12 protein-coding genes are annotated in these 18,339 nt (G+C 73.4%); 10 read left to right on the plus strand and 2 right to left on the minus strand.

What is annotated here, in order from left to right; all coding sequences use genetic code 11:
- Positions 1 to 176: 176 nt before the first annotated feature.
- Both ACTFAP_RS22455 and ACTFAP_RS22460 read left to right on the plus strand, forming a co-directional pair.
- Positions 177 to 338: a hypothetical protein gene (locus ACTFAP_RS22455; RefSeq protein ID WP_495682113.1), complete on the plus strand. Its 162-nt coding sequence runs from the start codon at positions 177 to 179 to the stop codon at positions 336 to 338.
- Positions 335 to 3,436 carry a helix-turn-helix transcriptional regulator gene (locus tag ACTFAP_RS22460; RefSeq protein ID WP_500467259.1) on the plus strand — a complete coding sequence of 1,034 codons (3,102 nt, stop codon included), beginning with the start codon at positions 335 to 337 and terminating at the stop codon, positions 3,434 to 3,436. Before ACTFAP_RS22455 ends, ACTFAP_RS22460 begins: the two co-directional genes overlap by 4 nt.
- Here the strand turns inward: ACTFAP_RS22460 and ACTFAP_RS22465 are convergent.
- Positions 3,402 to 3,593 (minus strand): DUF6191 domain-containing protein, encoded by a 192-nt coding sequence (locus tag ACTFAP_RS22465; RefSeq protein WP_495682115.1) that lies wholly within the window; start codon positions 3,591 to 3,593, stop codon positions 3,402 to 3,404. The two genes, ACTFAP_RS22460 and ACTFAP_RS22465, sit on opposite strands and share 35 nt — an antisense overlap.
- 239 nt (positions 3,594 to 3,832) lie before the next feature.
- On the opposite strand from ACTFAP_RS22465, the gene ACTFAP_RS22470 reads away from it, so the two are divergent.
- Together ACTFAP_RS22470 and ACTFAP_RS22475 are read left to right on the plus strand one after the other, a co-directional pair.
- A complete protein-coding gene (locus tag ACTFAP_RS22470) occupies positions 3,833 to 4,039 on the plus strand; it encodes a hypothetical protein (RefSeq protein WP_400013667.1) in 207 nt (68 codons plus the stop codon).
- Between the two features lie 77 nt (positions 4,040 to 4,116).
- The gene (locus tag ACTFAP_RS22475; RefSeq protein WP_500467260.1) at positions 4,117 to 7,131 is read left to right on the plus strand and encodes a helix-turn-helix transcriptional regulator; all 3,015 of its coding nucleotides are present in this window, start codon (positions 4,117 to 4,119) and stop codon (positions 7,129 to 7,131) included.
- A gap of 95 nt (positions 7,132 to 7,226) precedes the next feature.
- Here the strand turns inward: ACTFAP_RS22475 and ACTFAP_RS22480 are convergent, their stop codons facing one another.
- Positions 7,227 to 8,243: an aldo/keto reductase gene (locus tag ACTFAP_RS22480; RefSeq protein WP_390125965.1), complete on the minus strand. Its 1,017-nt coding sequence runs from the start codon at positions 8,241 to 8,243 to the stop codon at positions 7,227 to 7,229.
- Between the two features lie 145 nt (positions 8,244 to 8,388).
- Here ACTFAP_RS22480 and ACTFAP_RS22485 point away from each other — a divergent pair, with 145 nt between their 5' ends.
- The 6 genes from ACTFAP_RS22485 (at position 8,389) to serA (ending at position 18,279) form a co-directional block, all read left to right on the plus strand.
- Entirely contained in the window at positions 8,389 to 9,330 is a 942-nt protein-coding gene (locus tag ACTFAP_RS22485) for a 2-hydroxyacid dehydrogenase (protein WP_500467261.1), read from the plus strand.
- A gap of 229 nt (positions 9,331 to 9,559) precedes the next feature.
- On the plus strand, positions 9,560 to 12,631 hold the full coding sequence (locus ACTFAP_RS22490) for a putative bifunctional diguanylate cyclase/phosphodiesterase (protein ID WP_500467262.1): 3,072 nt from the start codon (positions 9,560 to 9,562) through the stop codon (positions 12,629 to 12,631).
- A gap of 234 nt (positions 12,632 to 12,865) precedes the next feature.
- Positions 12,866 to 14,737 carry an acetolactate synthase large subunit gene (locus tag ACTFAP_RS22495; RefSeq protein ID WP_390125956.1) on the plus strand — a complete coding sequence of 624 codons (1,872 nt, stop codon included), beginning with the start codon at positions 12,866 to 12,868 and terminating at the stop codon, positions 14,735 to 14,737.
- 44 nt (positions 14,738 to 14,781) lie between these two features.
- Entirely contained in the window at positions 14,782 to 15,306 is a 525-nt protein-coding gene (gene ilvN, locus ACTFAP_RS22500) for an acetolactate synthase small subunit (protein ID WP_019434252.1), read from the plus strand.
- A gap of 107 nt (positions 15,307 to 15,413) precedes the next feature.
- Positions 15,414 to 16,412, plus strand: coding sequence for a ketol-acid reductoisomerase (gene ilvC / locus ACTFAP_RS22505; RefSeq protein WP_390125952.1), 999 nt, complete (start codon positions 15,414 to 15,416; stop codon positions 16,410 to 16,412).
- Between the two features lie 277 nt (positions 16,413 to 16,689).
- Entirely contained in the window at positions 16,690 to 18,279 is a 1,590-nt protein-coding gene (gene serA / locus ACTFAP_RS22510; protein WP_030738885.1) for a phosphoglycerate dehydrogenase, read from the plus strand.
- The last annotated feature ends 60 nt before the right edge of the window (positions 18,280 to 18,339 follow it).

Genomic DNA, 18,339 nt, shown 5'->3' on the forward strand with positions numbered 1-18,339 from the left:
CGGGTAGGGCGCCGCGCGCCGTCCCCCGCTGTCGCCTAAGGACCCCCGGGGGCCGGGATAAGGCACCCCGGGGCGCGTAACGCGGCGTTCTCCCGATGCGCCGTCAGGGGCTGTCGGCGCACAGTGAAGGCATCGCTCGGCACCGGCCGGCGCGACGCACATCCGGGAGGGACGCCATGACCATGGAGTACGAACTGCACAAGCAGCGGGCCGCCGAACTGGAACGGGCCGCCGCCGAACGCCGCCGCGCCAAGCGGACCGCCCCCACCGGTCGCCGGAAGCCGGCCGCCCCCGCCACGCAGCCGGCGGCGCGCGGAGGATGGTCGACCGCGGCGTGAACGCCGGCCCCGACGCGATATCGGGTGTCGTGGCCCGGATCGCTCGTGCGATGCTCGGGCAGGTGGAGAGCCCTCGGATCAGCCCTGTGTTCATCGGCCGGGCGGCCGAACGCGCCGCCCTGACCGCCGCGCTGAAGCGCGCCGGCACCGGGGAGCCGCAGGTCGTCGTCATCGGCGGAGAGGCGGGGGTGGGCAAGACCCGGCTGCTGGAGGAGTTCCTGGCCGCCGCCCGGGACGGCGGCGCCGTCACCGCCGTCGGCGGCTGCGTCGAACTGGGCGCCGACGGACTGCCCTTCGCCCCCCTGGCGACGCTGCTGCGATCCCTGCACCGCCGGCTGGGCGGTGAACTGACCGCGGCGGCCGGCGGCCGGGAGACCGAGCTGGCCCGGCTGCTGCCGGAACTGGGCGAGGCACCCGCCACGGGCGACGGCGAGCCGGACCGGGCCCGGCTGTTCGAACTCACCGCCCGGCTGCTGGAACGGCTGGCCCCGGCCGGCCGCCCCCTGATCATCGCGGTGGAGGATCTGCACTGGTCGGACCGGTCCACCCGGGAACTGCTCGGGTACCTCTTCCGCTCCCTCCAGGGCTCCCACCTGATGGTGCTGGTCACCTACCGCGCCGACGACATCCACCGCCGCCATCCACTGCGCCCCTTCCTCGCCGAACTGGACCGGCTGCGCACCGTACGGCGGCTGGACCTGGCGCGGTTCACCGAGCACGAGGTGGCTGCCCAGATGACCGCCATCACCGGGTCCGCGCCGGACACCGCGCTGGCCAGGTCGGTCTTCGAGCGGTCCGAGGGCAACCCGTTCTTCGTGGAGGAGCTGACCGCCGACGGCGGCGCGGCCGGCGCGGCGCTCAGCTCCACGCTGCGCGATCTGCTGCTGGTGCGGATGGAGGCCCTGCCCGAGCAGAGCCAGGAGGTGCTGCGTGTGGTGGCCGCGGGCGGTTCCTTCGTGGAGCACGCCCTGCTGGCCGAGGTCGCCGGCTGCTCCGAGGCCGAGCTGCTGGCCGCGCTGCGCACGGCGGTCGGCGCCCACCTGCTGGTTCCCACCGAGGGCGGCGACGGCTACGCCTTCCGGCACGCACTCATGCGCGAGGCGGTGCTGGACGATCTGCTGCCCGGCGAGCGCGCCCAGCTCAACCTCCGCTACGCGCGCGGTCTGGAGCGGGCCGAGGACGCCGTACCGGAGGATCAGCGCGCCGCCCGGCTCGCAGGGTACTGGTACCACGCCGGTCAGCGGGACAAGGCGCTGCCCGCCGTGCTGGAGGCCGCGGTCCACGCCCGCCGCCGCTACGCCTACGCCGAGCAGCTGCGACTGCTCGAACGGGCCCTGGAACTGTGGGAAGGCGTGCCGCAGCCGGTACGGGACTCGCTGCGCCCGGTGGACTACGTCTGGGCCTATCCGGCCGCCTCCGGGAACGGCGGCCTGGACTTCGTCGATCTGCTGGCCGAGGCCACCATGGCGAGCCTGCTCTCCGAGCGGTTCGACCGGGCGAAGTCCCTCAGCCGCCGCGCGCTGCGCGCCCTGGACGAGCACCGCGATGCGCTGCGCGCCGCGTGGTTCTGGCTCCAGCGCTCCCGGATGGACAACGGCCCCGAGCGCAGCGACGGCCGCGCCGAACTGCTCAGGGCGCGGGAGCTGGTCCGCGGACTGCCGCCGTCCGTGGTGCACGCCCAGGTGATGGCGCTGGACGCCGCCCGGCAGTCGTCGGGGGAGCCGGTCGGCCCGCGGATGTTCGAGTCGGCCGAGCGGGCGGTGTCGCTGGCCCGCCTGGTGGACGCCGAGTCCATCGAGCTGTACGCGCGCTTCACCCTGGCCTGTCTGCACACCGAGGCCGGCGACACGGAGGAGGGCATCGCCGAGATGACGGCGGTGCTGGAACGGGTGCTGGCCCGCGGCGAGGTGAGTCTGCTGGGCCGCTGCCTGGTCAACTTCGGCGTCACCGTGGCGGAGGCGGGCCGGCTGGACCTGGCGCTGGAGACGACGGAACGGGGGCTGGCGCTGGCCGAGCGCTTCGGCCTCGCCGACACCACGAGCTGGCTGGCCTGCAACCGGGCGATGGTGATGCTGCACCGGGGCCGCTGGGCGGAGGCCGCCGCCTCGCTCAGGACGGTCGTGGAACGGACCCGTACCGACACGCCCCGGGCCGCCGCACGCGTGATGGCGGCCCAGCTGGCGTTGCTGCGCGGCCATGTGCCGGCCGCCCGCGCCGAACTGGCCGCGGTGCACGCGGGCTTCCGCACCCCGGAACTGCGCCGTGACTTCCTGATCGGGCTGAACCGGGTGGAGCTGGAGCTGGCGGTGCGGGCGGGTGACATCCGGCAGGCCAGGGAGCTGTTCCGGGTGTCCGTGGCAGGCGGCGCGCCGCCGTTCAACGCCAGCTATCTGTGGGGGCTGTTCCACGCGGCGGCCCGCGCCGAGTCGGACACCCGGGGGCTGCCGGAGGCGGACGGGGGCCGCCCGGAGGCGGTCCGCGTGATCCGCGAGGCCATGGCACCGGTATCCCGGCGCTCCCCGCTGTGGGCCGGCATCGGCCGGCTGGTGGACGTGGAACTGCTGCGCGCGGAGAGCCGGGACTCGGCGGGGCGCTGGGCCGAGGCGGTGGCCGGCCTGGAACCGCTGGGGCTGCCGTACCACCTGGCAGACGCCCGGGTGTGCTGGGCGGAGGCGCTGCTCACCCAGGACACGTCGGCGGCGGGGGAGGAGCGGGAACGAGCGGTCCGGCTGCTGCGGCAGGCGCGTACGGTGGCGGCCGAGCTGGGCGCGGCGCCGGTGGTGGCCCGGGTCGATCAGCTGGCGGCGCGCACCCGGGTCGTGCTGGAGCCCCGGCCCGCGACCGCGCCGGAGCTGCCGGCGGCGGCGTCCGCTCCCGGGGACCCGTTCGGGCTCACTCCCCGGGAGCGGGACGTGCTGGCGCTGGTCGCCGAGGGGCGCAGCAACCGGCAGATCGCCGAGCGGCTGTTCATCTCGCCCAAGACGGCGAGTGTGCACGTCTCCAACATCCTGGCCAAGCTGTCGGTCACCAGCCGCGGTGAGGCCGCGGCCCTGGCACACCGGCTCAGGCTGCCGGCGAAGGTGACCCCGGGACGCTGACGGTGACCCGGCCCGACTCCAGGTCGATCGGGCCGGCGCCACCGGGCGCGTTGCTGCCCTCGTCGACCCGGTCGAACTCCAGCCGCCAGGCCTCTTCCTCCGTGTAGTAGCCACTGGGCCGGAACAGCGCTTCCATCAGACTGAACGGATTGGGCATCCTCGCCTCCCAAGTCGAGAACCGATCCTCGTCTCATCGGAAAGGACGATGAGCAGGGGTCCGAGAGTTCCGCCGCCGGGGCCTTACCCGCCGGCGCCCGCCCGCGCCCCCGCACGTCCGCCCGCCTAAGGACCCCGCCGTACGCGCAGATGCGCAGGCTGCCCGATGTGCCGCCGCCGCCTGCCCGAGGAGTGTGGAGGCAACCAGAGATCAGCCACCACGGCGAAGGCGGGGACCCCATGTACGGCGACCTCAACATCGACATCGTCAGGGAACGCATCGAGAGCCTCCAGCGCGAAGCGCGCCACGAGCGCCTGCTGCGCGAGGCCGGCCGGGCACGGCGGGCGGCCCGCGCCGCCCGCCCGGCCGTCACGGAGGCGGACGAGGGGGAGGAACCGAGCGTACGGGCGTCCGTACCCCGCCGCTGGCTGCGGGCCCGCGCGTGACCCCTGCCGCTCCCGCCCCCGGCTCCGCCCCCGAAACTCTCGCGAGGTTGTCGGACGGATGTGCGATCCTGCGAAACATGCAGATCAGATCCGTCAGCCCGGTGTTCGTCGGACGCGACAAGGAGAGCGCCGCCCTCGACCGCGCACTCCGTGAGGCGGACGACGGCGCCCCGCAGGCGGTACTCATCGGGGGCGAGGCGGGGGTGGGCAAGACCCGGCTGCTGGAAGAGGCACTCTCCCGTGCCGCCCGGGACACCGGCGCCCTCACCGTCGTCGGCGCCTGCGTGGAGGCGGGGGCCGACGGCCTGCCGTTCGCCCCCGTGTCCACACTGCTGCGCGGCCTGCACCGGCGGTTCGGTGACGAGCTCACCCAGGCCGCCGCCGGATTCGGCGACGAGCTGGCCCGGCTCCTGCCCGAACTGGGCGAGCCCACCGCCCACCCCGCCCCGGCCGGCACCGAGGAGGGCCGCGGCCGGCTCTTCGAGCTGACCGCGCGCCTGCTGGAAACCCTCGCCAAAACCCGCACCCTGGTCCTGGCCATCGAGGACCTGCACTGGTCGGACCGCTCCACCCGCGAACTCCTCAGCTACCTCTTCCGCTCCCTGCCGCGCGGCCGGGTCCTGCTGCTGATGACCTACCGCTCCGACGACATCCACCGCCGCCACCCGCTGCGCCCCTTCCTCGCCGAGCTGGACCGGCTGCGCACGGTGCGGCGGATCGAACTGGAACGGTTCACCGTCGACGAGGTCCGCCGCCAGCTGGCCGGCATCCACGGCAGCGAACCCCGGGCCCGGGTGGTCGAGCAGGTCTACGCCCGCTCGGACGGCAACGCCTTCTTCGTCGAGGAACTCGCCGGCTGTCTGCGGGGGAACGAGCCGCCCGGCATGATCAGCGACTCGGTGCGCGATCTGCTGCTGGTCCGGGTCGAGGCGCTGCCGGAGAGCGTCCAGCGGGTGATCCGGATCGCGGCCAGGGGCGGCTCCCGGGTGGAACACGCCCTGCTGCGCGCGGTCGTCCCCGGCGACGAGGACGAGCTGATCGAGGCACTGCGCACCGCCGTCGGCGCCAATCTGCTGCGGGTGGACGAGGACGACAGCTACCGCTTCCGGCACGCCCTGGTACGGGAGGCCGTCATCGACGACCTGCTGCCGGGGGAGCGGTCACGGCTCTCCCGCCGCTACGCGGAGGCGCTGGAGGCGGACCCGGCGCTGGTGTGCGCCGACGAACGCCCCGCCCGGCTGGCGGGATTCTGGTACCAGGCCAACGACCCCGTCAAGGCGCTGCCCGCGACGCTGCGCGCGGCGGACGCGGCACGCGGCCGGCACGCGTACGCCGAGCAGCTGAGGATGCTGGAACGCGTCCTGGAACTGTGGGACAGCGTGCCGGCGGAGATCAGGACCGCGCAGCGCCCGGCGCGGGACGTGGAGTCGTACCCGCTGTGCGACTGCGTGGACGAGACCCTGGCCCACCTGGACCTGCTGGCCGAGATCACGCTGACCGCCCGGCTCGCGGGGGAGCCGGAGCGGGGCCTGTCGGTGGCCAGGCGGGCGCTGCGCATCATCGTGGAGCCGGAGCATCCGCTGCGCGCGGCGTGGTTCTGGAGCCAGACGTCACGGCTGCTGCGTCATCTGGCCCGGGGCACCGGCTGGGAGGAGCTCAAGCGGGCCCAGGCGCTGCTGGCCGGCTTCGACCCGTCCCCCACCCACGCCCATGTGCTGACCGAGGCCGCCACCTGGGGGGTGCTGTTCGACGCGGGGCCGGACGCGCTGGAGACGGCACGGCAGGCCGTGGACCTGGCCCGCGCCATGGGCAACGAGGAGGCCGAGCTGCACGCCCTGGTGAGTCTGGGCGGGCTGATGAGCGAGACCGGCGCGGGCGAGGACGGCATCGCCGTGATGCGGGCGGCTGCCGAGCGGGTGCAGGCCGGGCACCACGTCAATGTCTTCACCCGCAGCCACGTCAATCTCCAGTCGGTCCTGGAGACCGTGGGCCGTTCCCGGGAGTCCCTGGAGGTGGGCGAGGAGGCGCTGAAGCTCACCGACCGGTGGCGGCTGCGGCAGACCGCGGTGTGGCTGCACCGCAACCGCGGTGACGCGCTGTACTCCCTGGGCCGCTGGGACGACGCGGCGACGGCCGGGCGCACCGCCGCCGCCGACGCGGCGTCCCCGGTGAACCGGGCGCTGTCGGCCGAGTTCGTCGCCCAGGTGGCGCTTGCGCGCGGCGAGTACGAGGTCGCCGAGGCCGAGATCGCGGTGATGACCGAGCAGTACAACGCGTACGACCGGTCGGTGCAGCACGCCCACCCGGCGGCCCGCTGCAAGCTGCTGCTCGCGGCGGCCCGGGGCCGGATCCTGGACGCGCGGGAACTGTTCGCCGGGGCCGTGACGGCCGGGCTCCCGCCCGGCGCCGGCAGTTACACCTGGCCGTTGGTGCACGCGGCGGCGGTCGCCGAGGCGGACGCGGCCGGGGTGCCGGCCGCCGCGCCCGGGCGGGCGGAGGCGATCGGCCTGATCCGTACGTACGCGGCCGGGCTCCGCCGCCACTATCCGGTGTGGCAGGCCCACGCGGAGCTGGTCGAGGCGGAACTGCGGCGGGCCGAGGGCACGGTGCGGGCGGCCGACTGGGCCGCGGTGATCGCCGCGCTGGAAGGGCTGGAGCGCCCCTACCTGCTCGCGCAGGCCCGCGCGCACGGCGCGGAGACACTGCTGGCGGACGGCGACCGCGAAGGCGCGGGCGCGCTGCTGGTCCAGGCGTACGAGGCGGCCCGCGCCCTGGGTGCGGCACCGCTGATGCGCGGGGTCGAACAACTGGCCCAGCGCGCCCGGCTGCCGCTGGCTCCCGCCGCTGACCCCGGGACGGCGGGGCGGGACGACCGGGGGCTGACCCGCCGCGAACGCGACGTCCTGGCCCTGGTGGCGGCCGGCCGCAGCAACCGCCAGATAGCGGAGGAGCTCTTCATCTCCCCGAAGACGGCCAGCGTCCATGTCTCCCACATCCTGGCCAAGCTGGAGGTGTCGGGCCGCGGGGAGGCGGCGGCACTGGCGCACCGGCTGGGCCTGCTGCGGGAGGAACGGGTCACCCCGCAGGGCTGACCGGGGACCGCCGAGGGGCCGCCGCCCGGCTCTCCGCCGCCCCGGGGCTGGCTCGCCCGGATCCGCGCGGAACCTTCCGCCCCTGGGCACGGACGTCATTCCCAGGAGCCCTGGGCCGCCGGCAGCGCCGCGATCTCCTTCAGGTCCTGCGGCGTCAGCCGGACCTCGTCGGCCGCCGCGTTCTCCCGCGCCCAGTGCTCCTGCTTGGTGCCGGGTATCGGTATCACGTGCCGCCCCTGCGCCAGCAGCCACGCCAGCGCCACCTGGGCGACCGTTGCCCCCTCGTGCCGGGCGGCCACCCGGCGCAGCCCCGCCACCAGCGGCTGGTTGGCCGCCATCATCTCCGCCGTGAAGCGCGGATGCCGGGCCCGCAGGTCCTCCGGTTCGAAGCCGACGCCGGGCGTCAGCGTGCCGCTGAGGAAGCCGTTGCCCAGCGGCATCGCCGCCAGCAGCCCGATCCCCCGCGCCTCGCACCACGGCAGCAGCCCGCGCAGCGCCTCCGGCGACCACACCGACAGCTCCGCCTGGACGGAGTTCACCGGGAACACCTGCTGGATCCGGCCGAGCACCCGCACCGTGCGGTCGTACCGGTCCGGCGCCACCGCGCCGCCCCGTACGCCGCGGCCGTGCCGCCCGCGCGGCTCCAGCGCACACAGCCCCAGGGCCCGCACCTTTCCGGCCGCCACCAGCTCGGCCATCGCCCCCCAGGTCTCCTCCACCGGCACCTCGGGATCGATCCGGTGCAGCTGGTACAGATCGATCACATCGGTCCGCAGCCGGCGCAGCGACGCGTCGCAGGCGCGCCGGATGTAGGAGGGGCGGCCGTTGGCCACGATGTGCCGGTCGCCGGCGAGCAGCCCGCACTTGGCGGCCAGGTACACCTCGTCCCTGCGCTCCTTCAGCACCCGCCCCAGCAGCAGTTCATTGGTGTACGGGCCGTACATGTCCGCCGTGTCCAGCAGCGTGCACCCCGCGTCCAGCGCGGCCCGCACCGTCCGCAGCGAGCCCTGTCTGTCCCGCTGGGAGGCCGAGTACGCCCAGCTCATCGGCATGCAGCCCAGGCCGATGGCCCCTACCCGGACCGCCCCCGTGCCGATCGTCCTGTACCGCACCGAACCGTTCCTTCCCCACTGTTCCCCCGCTGTGCCCCGTCGTGCCCGGTCCCCGCCGTCCCGCCGTCCGCGTCCTCCAACGTAACCGGCGCGGCCGACAGCTTCGCCGGAGGGCCGTCCAACGGCCGCGCGTAGCCTGGCGGTCATGACCACAGGAGATGTCTGGCTGCCCCTGCCCCCCGCCGAACTGGCCCCGCTGCCCGCCTCGCTCAGCTACGTCCACTGGAACGGCGAGGAGGAGTTCCCCGCCGACCCGGCCGACTGTGTGTTCTACACGGTGCCCTACATGAAGGGCCCCGAGGTGGCGGTGCGCCCGCTGCCGCACATGCCCCGGCTGCGCGTGGTGCAGACCCTGACGGCGGGTGTGGACCACATGCTGCCCGTCGTACCGACGCTGCCCACCGGAGCGCTGCTGTGCAACGCCGGACCGCTGCACAACACCTCCACCGCCGAACTCGCCCTCACCCTCACGCTGGCCGCGCTGCGCGGCGTCCCGAAGGCGGTGCGCGACCAGGACGCCGGGCGCTGGGACTCCCGGATGTGGACCTCCCTGGCCGACCGGCGGGTGCTGATCGTCGGGTACGGCGGGATCGGCGCGGCCATCGAGGAGCGGCTGCTGCCGTTCGAACCGGCCGAGGTGGTACGGGTCGCCGGCCGGGCCCGTACCTCCCCGCGCGGCCCGGTGCACGCCTCCACCGATCTGCCGGGTCTGCTGCCGGGGGCCGAGGTGGTGATCGTGGCGACGCCGCTGACCGAGGGGACCCGTGGTCTGGTCGGGGCGGAGTTCCTGGCCGCGCTGCCGGACGGCGCGCTGCTGGTGAATGTCTCGCGCGGCGCGGTGGTGGACACCAAGGCGTTGCTGGCGGAGCTGGAGTCGGGCCGGCTGCTGGCGGCGCTCGATGTCACGGACCCCGAGCCGCTGCCCGCCGGGCATCCGCTGTGGCAGGCGCCGGGGGTGCTCATCACCCCGCATGTCGGCGGCCCCTCCACGGCGTTCAGGCCGCGCGCCGAACGTCTGGTCCGGGCCCAGCTGGAACGGTTCGCGGCGGGGGAGACCCTCGATCACGTGGTGGCCGAAGCCGAATAGATCACAGGAGTCACATCAATCACACAGTGAGATGAGTCCGCTACGCATCGTGCAGAGGGTCCCCCTCATTATCACTCTGGGTTGAATGGCTATGGCGCTGAGTGACGGTGCTGGTGTATCGTCCCTGCCGGGGAGAGTTCAGCGGAGCAGGGGGCGACAGGCGGATGCACGGTCCATGGACGAAATGCCGACTTCAGCACGGCCGCGGTACCGCGTGGCGGACGAGCCGATGAGCACCGGGGACAGCACCACGCCCCCGACCGCCCCGCCACCGCGGCCGGCCCTGCTGGGCGGGCCACTGCCGCAGCTGGCGCTGGCCGCCCTGTGCGGGGCCTATGTGGTGGGCGCCGCGTTCGGCTGGGGAACGCCCCAGGTCGCCGCCGTCATGGGCGACTTCGGGCTCAGCGCCGCCGCCTGGCTCGCCAGCGGATCCTGCCTGTGGTACGCGCGCACCCGCGCCGGATCCCTGCGCCCGGCCTGGGTGCTGCTGGGGCTCTCCTCCGCCATGACGGGCCTGGGCAGCGCGATCTGGGGCTGGTACGAGGTGGTGCTGCGGGTCCCCGTCCCGCGCACCTCGGCCGCCGATGTGTGCTACCTGCTGTTCGCGCCGCTGGCCATCGTCGGCCTGCTGATGCTCGCCAAACGCCCGCTGAACCGCACCGGCTGGTTCTGTTTCGGCCTGGACGCCTGGCTGGTCGCCGGCTCGCTGCTGACGCTCACCTGGAGCGTGGCGCTGGTCCACACCGCCGAACGGCAGGGCGAGTCGGTGGCCAGGGCGGCGCTCGCCCTGGGCTACCCACTCCTGGACATCGCCCTGGTGTCCATGCTGCTGGTGCTGCACTTCCGGCGCGGCCCCGAACACCGCTCCGCGGTCAACATGGCGGTCGGCGGGCTCGCCGTCACGGTGCTGTGCGACGCCCTGTTCAGCTCCCCGATGCTGCGTGAGCACTACAGCTCGGGCCAGTTGCTGGACGCCGGCTGGTTCGCCGGGTCACTGCTGCTGGCGCTGGCCCCCTGGGTGTCGGGGCGGCCCGGGGAGGACGAGCAGCCCGGCGTGCGGGGCCGCGGGAGCGCGGCCGTCGCCGACGGCGCCCCGGACACCGCGTCCACCGCCCCGTCCACGACCTCGCTCATCCCACTCACCCCGCCCCCTCCGCTCACCGCCGTTCCGCCCCTCGCCCCCGCGGCCTCCGTCACCGCGCGCACGGGCGCGACCCTCCCGGAGGACGAGGACGGCGAGGGGCCGCCCGACCGGCTCGGCTCCTTCACCTCTCTGATGCCCTATCTCGCCGCCGCCGTCTGTTTCCTGAGCATCCTGCTCACCTACAACACCGGCGGCGGCCGGCCGGACCCGGTGGTGGTGGTCACCGCCGCCACCGTGGTGGTGGCGCTGCTGGCCCGGCAGGGCATCACTCTCATGGAGAACACGAAGCTCACCCGCGAACTGGCCCGGCAGGAGAACCACTTCCGTTCCCTCGTCCAGGGCTCCAGCGACGTGATCATGATCTCCGCCTCGGACGGCAAGCTCCGGTACGTCAGCCCGGCCGCCGCCGGCGTCTACGGACGGGACCCCGACCGGCTCATCGGCAAGCCGTTCCACAGCCTCATCCACCCCGAGGACGCCGACCGCGTGCTCTACGAGCTGTGCCGCTTCCTGGCCGCCGCCCCCGAGGTCGAGCCGGCCACCCGCATCGAGTGCCGTATCCGGCACGGCGGCCCGGACGAGCGGTGGATGCACATCGAGTCCAGCGTCAACCGCCATCTCAACGGCCTCATCTTCAACAGCCGCGACGTCACCGACCGGGTACGCCTCCAGGAACAGCTGCGGCACAGTGCCTCCCACGACGCGCTCACCGATCTGCCCAACCGCGCCCTGTTCACCGAACGCGTCCAGGCGGCGCTGGGCCAGGGCCCGGTGGCGGCCGGCGAGATCGCGGTGCTCTTCATCGACCTCGACGGCTTCAAGGCCGTCAACGACTCGATCGGCCACCAGGCGGGCGACGAACTGTTGGTCCGGGCCGCCCGGCGGCTGCGGGAATCCGTGCGACAGGGCGATGTGACCGCGCGGCTGGGCGGGGACGAGTTCGCCGCGCTGATCACGGGGGACCCGGGCGCCGCGCCCGCCCCCCGCGAACAGCGCATGACGGAGATCGCCGAACGGGTGCGCGCCGCACTGTCCCGCCCCTACCACCTGCGCGAGGGCGAGGTGCGGGTGGCCGCCAGCATCGGCGTGGCCTTCGCCGAGCCGGGCAGCACCCCCGCCACCCTGATGCGCGACGCCGACCTGGCCATGTACCGCGCCAAACAGGCGGGCAAGGCCCGCGTCGAGTTCTACGCGCCCCACCTGCGCACCGAGGCGGTGCGCCGCACCCAGCTCGCCGCCCGGTTGCGCACCGCCCTGCACACCGGTGAGCTGACCCTGCTCCACCAACCGGTCGTCACCCTGGCCGACGGCCGGATCGCCGCCCTCAGCGCCCAGGCCCGCCGGCGCTCCGCCCACCCGCCGCTGTCCACCCCGCTGGAGCATCTGCGCCCCCGCCGCGAGTACGGCCCCCCGTTCGCCCGCCTCGCCGACCACCACGGCAGCGCCGACCGGGCCACCGACGTCACCCGCTGGCTGCTGGAGCAGGCCGTCGCCGAGGCCGGGCGGCGGCACGCGGCGGGACTGACCCTGCCGGTCAGCGTGCGGGTGCCCGCCGGCCGGCTCGCGGACCGGGCCCTGGGCGCCGGCGGCATCGAGGCCCTCCTGGCCGAGCACGACCTGCCCGCCGAGGCCCTCGTCCTGGAACTCCCCGAGTCCGCCCCCGCGCTCGCCGCGCCCGAACTGCGCCGCCGCCTGTCCGACCTCAGCCGGCTCGGCGTGGGCATCGCGCTGGACGGCTTCGGCGGCGCCGCCACCCCGCCCGCCGTGCTGCACCGGCTCCCCGTCGACCTCGTCCGCCTGGACCGTGAGCTTACCGAAGGGCTGCTGGACTCCCCCTCCCTGCGCACCATCACCGCCGGACTGCTGCGGATGGCCGCGGACCTGGGCGTCCACACCCTGGCCGACGGCGTCGACCACCCCGACCTCGCCGCCACCCTGTGCGCCCTGGGGTGCAGCCACGCCCAGGGCCCTGTCTTCGGTGAGCCCCTGGACCCGATCCGCCTGCACCGGCTGCTGGAGAGCGGCCGGCCGCCCCGGCCGGCCGGGCAGCCCCCGGAGCCGGCCGCCGATCTGGCCACCGTTCCGGCGCCCCGGCTGCACGGCCGCACCGACCCGACCGCCGCCGGGCCCGCCCCGTCCCCGGTGGCGCCCACATAGTGAGACGTGGATTCCGCCCACTTGACACAGGGCCGCCCATAGGTGGAGGGTCATCACCATGCAGACCCGAATTCTCGTACTTGGACGGCGCGTCGGCTGACCCCGGGACACCCCCGCGGACCAGCGACGCGCTCCCCTCGCATGCCATCCGGCACGGGGGGTTTTTTGTTGCACCGATACCGAAACCCGCACCCGCACCAGCGCATCACCCTCATCTCCGAGAAGAGAATGTCGATGACCGAACAGGCCACCGGGGCCCCCAAGCCGCAGCCACGGGCCCCCCGTGGCGGCACCCAGCAGCCCGCCGCCACCGTCGAGCACGTCACGGGCGCCCAGGCGCTCATCCGCTCTCTCGAAGCGGTCGGCGCGGACACCGTATTCGGCATCCCCGGCGGCGCGATCCTCCCCGCCTACGACCCCATGATCGACTCGACCTCCGTGCGCCACATCCTGGTCCGCCACGAGCAGGGCGCGGGCCACGCCGCCACCGGCTACGCCCAGGCCACCGGCAAGGTCGGCGTGTGCATGGCCACCTCGGGCCCCGGCGCCACCAACCTGGTCACCCCCATCGCCGACGCCTACATGGACTCGGTGCCGCTGGTCGCCATCACCGGCCAGGTCGCCAGCTCCGTCATCGGCACCGACGCCTTCCAGGAAGCCGACATCTGCGGCATCACCACGCCCGTCACCAAGCACAACTTCCTGGTCACCGACCCCGCGGAGATCCCGCGCACCATCGCCGAGGCGTTCCACATCGCCGCCACCGGCCGCCCCGGACCCGTCCTGGTCGACATCGCCAAGGACGCCCTCCAGGCCCGCACCACCTTCAGCTGGCCGCCCGCTATCGACCTGCCCGGCTACCGCCCCGCCTCGCGCCCACACGCCAAGCAGATCCGCGAGGCCGCCCGGCTGATCTCCGAGGCCAAGCGCCCCGTGCTGTACGTCGGCGGCGGCGTCCTCAAGGCCGGCGCCGCCCCCGAGCTGCTGGCCCTCGCCGAGCAGACCGGCGCCCCCGTCACCACCACCCTCATGGCCCTGGGCGCCTTCCCCGACAGCCACCCCCAGCACCTGGGCATGCCCGGCATGCACGGCTCGGTCGCCGCGGTCACCGCGCTCCAGAAGTCCGACCTGCTGATCACCCTCGGCGCCCGCTTCGACGACCGCGTCACCGGCCGCAGCGACTCCTTCGCCCCGCACGCCAAGGTCATCCACGCGGACATCGACCCCGCCGAGATCGGCAAGATCCGTACCGCCGACGTGCCGATCGTGGGCGACGCCAAGGACGTGCTGACCGACCTCGCCGCCGCCCTCCGGGCCGAGACCGAGGCCGGCCACCAGGGCGAGGCCGCCGCCACCCGCTACCGCGAATGGTGGCAGCTGCTCAACCGCTGGCGCGAGACGTACCCGCTGGGCTACGACCTGCCGCAGGACGGCTCGCTCTCCCCGCAGCAGGTCATCGAACGCATCGGCGCGCTGGCCCCCGAGGACACCATCTACACCTCGGGCGTGGGCCAGCACCAGATGTGGGCCGCCCACTTCCTCGCCTTCGAACGCCCCGGCACCTGGCTCAACTCCGGCGGCGCGGGCACCATGGGCTACGCCGTCCCCGCCGCGCTCGGCGCCAAGGCCGGCCGCCCCGAGTCCACCGTGTGGGCCATCGACGGCGACGGCTGCTTCCAGATGACCAATCAGGAACTGACCACCGCCGCCCTCAACGGCGCCCCCATCAAGGTCGCCATCATCAACAACGGCGCGCTGGGCATGGTCCGCCAGTGGCAGACCCTCTTCTACAACCAGCGGTACTCCAACACCGTGCTGCGCGACGGTCCGGACGCCGACCCCACGGCCACCAGCCAGGGCACCCGGATCCCCGACTTCGTCAAACTCGCCGAAGCCATGGGCTGCGTCGGACTGCGCTGCGAGACACCCGAGCAGCTGGACGCGGTCATCGAGAAGGCCAACTCCATCAACGACCGCCCCGTCGTCGTGGACTTCATCGTCCACGAGGACGCCATGGTCTGGCCGATGGTCGCCGCCGGAACCTCCAACGACGAGGTCATGGCCGCCCGCGGGGTGCGCCCGGACTTCGGCGACGGGGACGACTGACCGACGAGAGCCATCGCCGTACAGGTAGAGGAACGAAGCCACCCATGTCCAAGCACACGCTCTCCGTCCTGGTCGAGAACAAGCCGGGGGTGCTCTCCCGCATCACCGCCCTGTTCTCCCGCCGCGGATTCAACATCGACTCCCTCGCCGTGGGCACCACCGAACACCCCGAGGTGTCCCGGATCACCATCGTGGTCAACGTCGAGGCCCTCCCCCTGGAACAGGTCACCAAGCAGCTCAACAAGCTGGTCAACGTCCTGAAGATCGTCGAACTCGACTCCGCGTCGGCGGTCACCAGGGAACTCGTTCTGGTGAAGGTCAGGGCCGACAACGACACCAGGTCCCAGATCGTGGAAATCGTGCAGCTCTTCCGCGCCAAGACCGTCGACGTCGCACCCGAGGCCGTCACCATCGAGGCCACCGGCAGCAGTGACAAACTCGAAGCCATGCTGCGCATGCTGGAGCCCTTCGGCATCAAGGAACTGGTGCAGTCCGGCACCATCGCCATAGGACGCGGAGCCCGGTCCATCACCGACCGCTCCCTGCGCGCCCTGGAGCGATCCGCCTAGCGGGAACCGGTCCGTACAGCGAGATCCGCACCCATCCCATCACCGCACCACCTACGGTGGACGCACGCCGCGACCGCCGCAGCAGGAACAACAAGGAGAAAACCGAAGTGGCCGAGCTGTTCTACGACGACGACGCCGACCTGTCCATCATCCAGGGCCGCAAGGTCGCGGTTCTCGGCTACGGCAGCCAGGGCCACGCCCACGCGCTGTCCCTGCGGGACTCGGGCGTCGACGTGCGCGTCGGTCTCCACGAGGGCTCGAAGTCCCGCGCCAAGGCCGAGGAGCAGGGCCTGCGCGTGACCACCCCCGCCGAGGCCGCCGCCGAGGCCGACGTCATCATGATCCTGGTCCCGGACCCGATCCAGGCCAAGGTCTACGAGGAGTCCGTGCGTGAGCACCTGAAGGACGGCGACGCGCTGTTCTTCGGCCACGGCTTCAACATCCGCTTCGGCTTCATCAAGCCCCCGGCCGGCGTCGACGTGTGCATGGTCGCCCCCAAGGGCCCCGGCCACCTGGTGCGCCGCCAGTACGAGGAAGGCCGCGGCGTGCCCTGCATCGCCGCCGTCGAGAACGACGCCACCGGCAGCGCCTTCGCCCTCGCGCTCTCCTACGCCAAGGCCATCGGCGGCACCCGCGCCGGCGTCATCAAGACCACCTTCACCGAGGAGACCGAGACCGACCTCTTCGGTGAGCAGGCCGTGCTGTGCGGCGGCGCCTCCGCGCTGGTGAAGGCCGGCTTCGAGACGCTGGTCGAGGCCGGTTACCAGCCGGAGATCGCGTACTTCGAGTGCCTGCACGAGCTGAAGCTCATCGTGGACCTCATGTACGAGGGCGGCCTGGGCAAGATGCGCTGGTCCATCTCGGAGACCGCCGAGTGGGGCGACTACGTCACCGGCCCGCGGATCATCACCGAGGAGACCAAGGCCGAGATGCGCCGCGTGCTGGCCGACATCAAGGACGGCACCTTCGCCAACAACTGGATGGCGGAGTACAACGCCGGTCTGCCCAAGTACAACGAGTACAAGAAGGCGGACGAGGACCACCTGCTGGAGACCACGGGCCGCGACCTGCGCAAGCTGATGAGCTGGGTCGACGACCAGGACTGAGCGGATCGGCACGGCCGCGGCGGAGGTCCCACCCCGACCCCGCCGCGGCCCGCCCCGTTCCTCCTCGCGTCGCCCCGTACCACCCCCCCGTTCGCGGGGATTCGCTCGATCGAGCGGCCGCCCCGGCCAACCCGTCCCGTGGCGGCACCGCGCCGAATACACTGCACCCAGCACCAAGCGCGTCACAGGCTCACAGCGTCGTGCGTCTCCACGCGGCTGCCTACTCCACCGCCTCGGCCGTCGGGACGCGGCCTTCCGCAAAGGACAGTGAGACCCAGTGAGCAAGCCCGCCGTACTCATCGCCGAAGAGCTTTCCCCCGCCACCGTCGAAGCGCTGGGCCCGGACTTCGACATCCGGCACTGTGACGGTGCGGACCGCGCACAGCTGCTGAGCGCCATCGCCGACGTCGACGCCATCCTCATCCGCAGCGCCACCAAGGTCGACGCCGAGGCCATCGCCGCGGCCCGCAAGCTGCGGGTGGTCGCCCGCGCCGGGGTCGGCCTGGACAACGTGGACGTGGCCGCCGCCACCAAGGCCGGCGTCATGGTCGTCAACGCCCCCACCTCCAACATCATCACCGCCGCCGAGCTCGCCTGCGGCCTGCTGGTCGCCACCGCGCGCCACATCCCGCAGGCCAACACCGCCCTCAAGAACGGCGAGTGGAAGCGCAGCAAATACACCGGCGTCGAACTGTCCGAGAAGACCCTCGGCGTGGTGGGCCTGGGCCGCATCGGTGTCCTGGTCGCGCAGCGGATGGCCGCGTTCGGCATGAAGATCGTCGCCTACGACCCCTACGTGCAGCCCGCCCGCGCCGCGCAGATGGGCGTCAAGCTCCTCCCGCTCGACGAACTCCTGGAGATCTCGGACTTCATCACCGTCCACCTCCCCAAGACCCCCGAGACGCTGGGCCTGATCGGCGACGAGGCGCTGCACAAGGTGAAGCCGTCGGTGCGCATCGTCAACGCCGCCCGTGGCGGCATCGTCGACGAGAGCGCCCTGCTGTCCGCCCTCAAGGAGGGCCGGGTGGCCGGCGCGGGCCTGGACGTCTACTCCAGCGAACCCTGCACGGACTCCCCGCTGTTCGAGTTCGACAGCGTCGTGTGCACCCCGCACCTGGGGGCCTCCACCGGTGAGGCCCAGGAGAAGGCCGGCATCTCGGTGGCCCGCTCGGTCCGCCTGGCGCTGGCCGGCGAGCTGGTCCCGGACGCGGTCAACGTCCAGGGCGGCGTGATCGCCGAGGACGTACGCCCCGGGCTGCCGCTCGCCGAGAAGCTCGGGCGGATCTTCACCGCGCTGGCCGGCGAGGTCGCCATGCGGCTCGACGTCGAGGTGCGCGGCGAGATCACCCAGCACGACGTGAAGGTCCTGGAACTCTCCGCGCTCAAGGGCGTCTTCGAGGATGTCGTCGCCGAGACGGTCTCCTATGTCAACGCCCCGCTGTTCGCGCAGGAGCGCGGCGTGGAGGTGCGGCTCACCACCAGCTCCGAGTCGCCCGACCACCGCAACCTGATCACCGTGCGCGGCACCCTCACCGGCGGTGAGACGGTGGCGGTCTCCGGCACCCTGGCCGGCCCCAAGCACCAGCAGAAGATCGTCGGCATCGGCGAGCACACCGTGGACCTGGCCCTCGCCGACCACATGGCCTTCCTGCGCTACACCGACCGCCCCGGCGTCGTCGGCACCCTCGGCCGCATCCTGGGCGAGTCCGCGATCAACATCGCCGGGATGCAGGTGGCACGCGCCGAGGAGGGCGGCGAGGCCCTGATCGCGCTCACCCTGGACGAGACCGTCTCCACGCAGGTGCTCGCGGAGATCGCCCAGGAGATCGGCGCCACCTCCGCGCGCGGCGTCAACCTCACCGACTGACGGCTGACCCGATCGCTCACCGCGGCGCGGCCGGCGGGCCCCACCGGCCCGCCGGCCGCG

Source organism: Streptomyces sp. PH9007 (assembly GCF_059813725.1).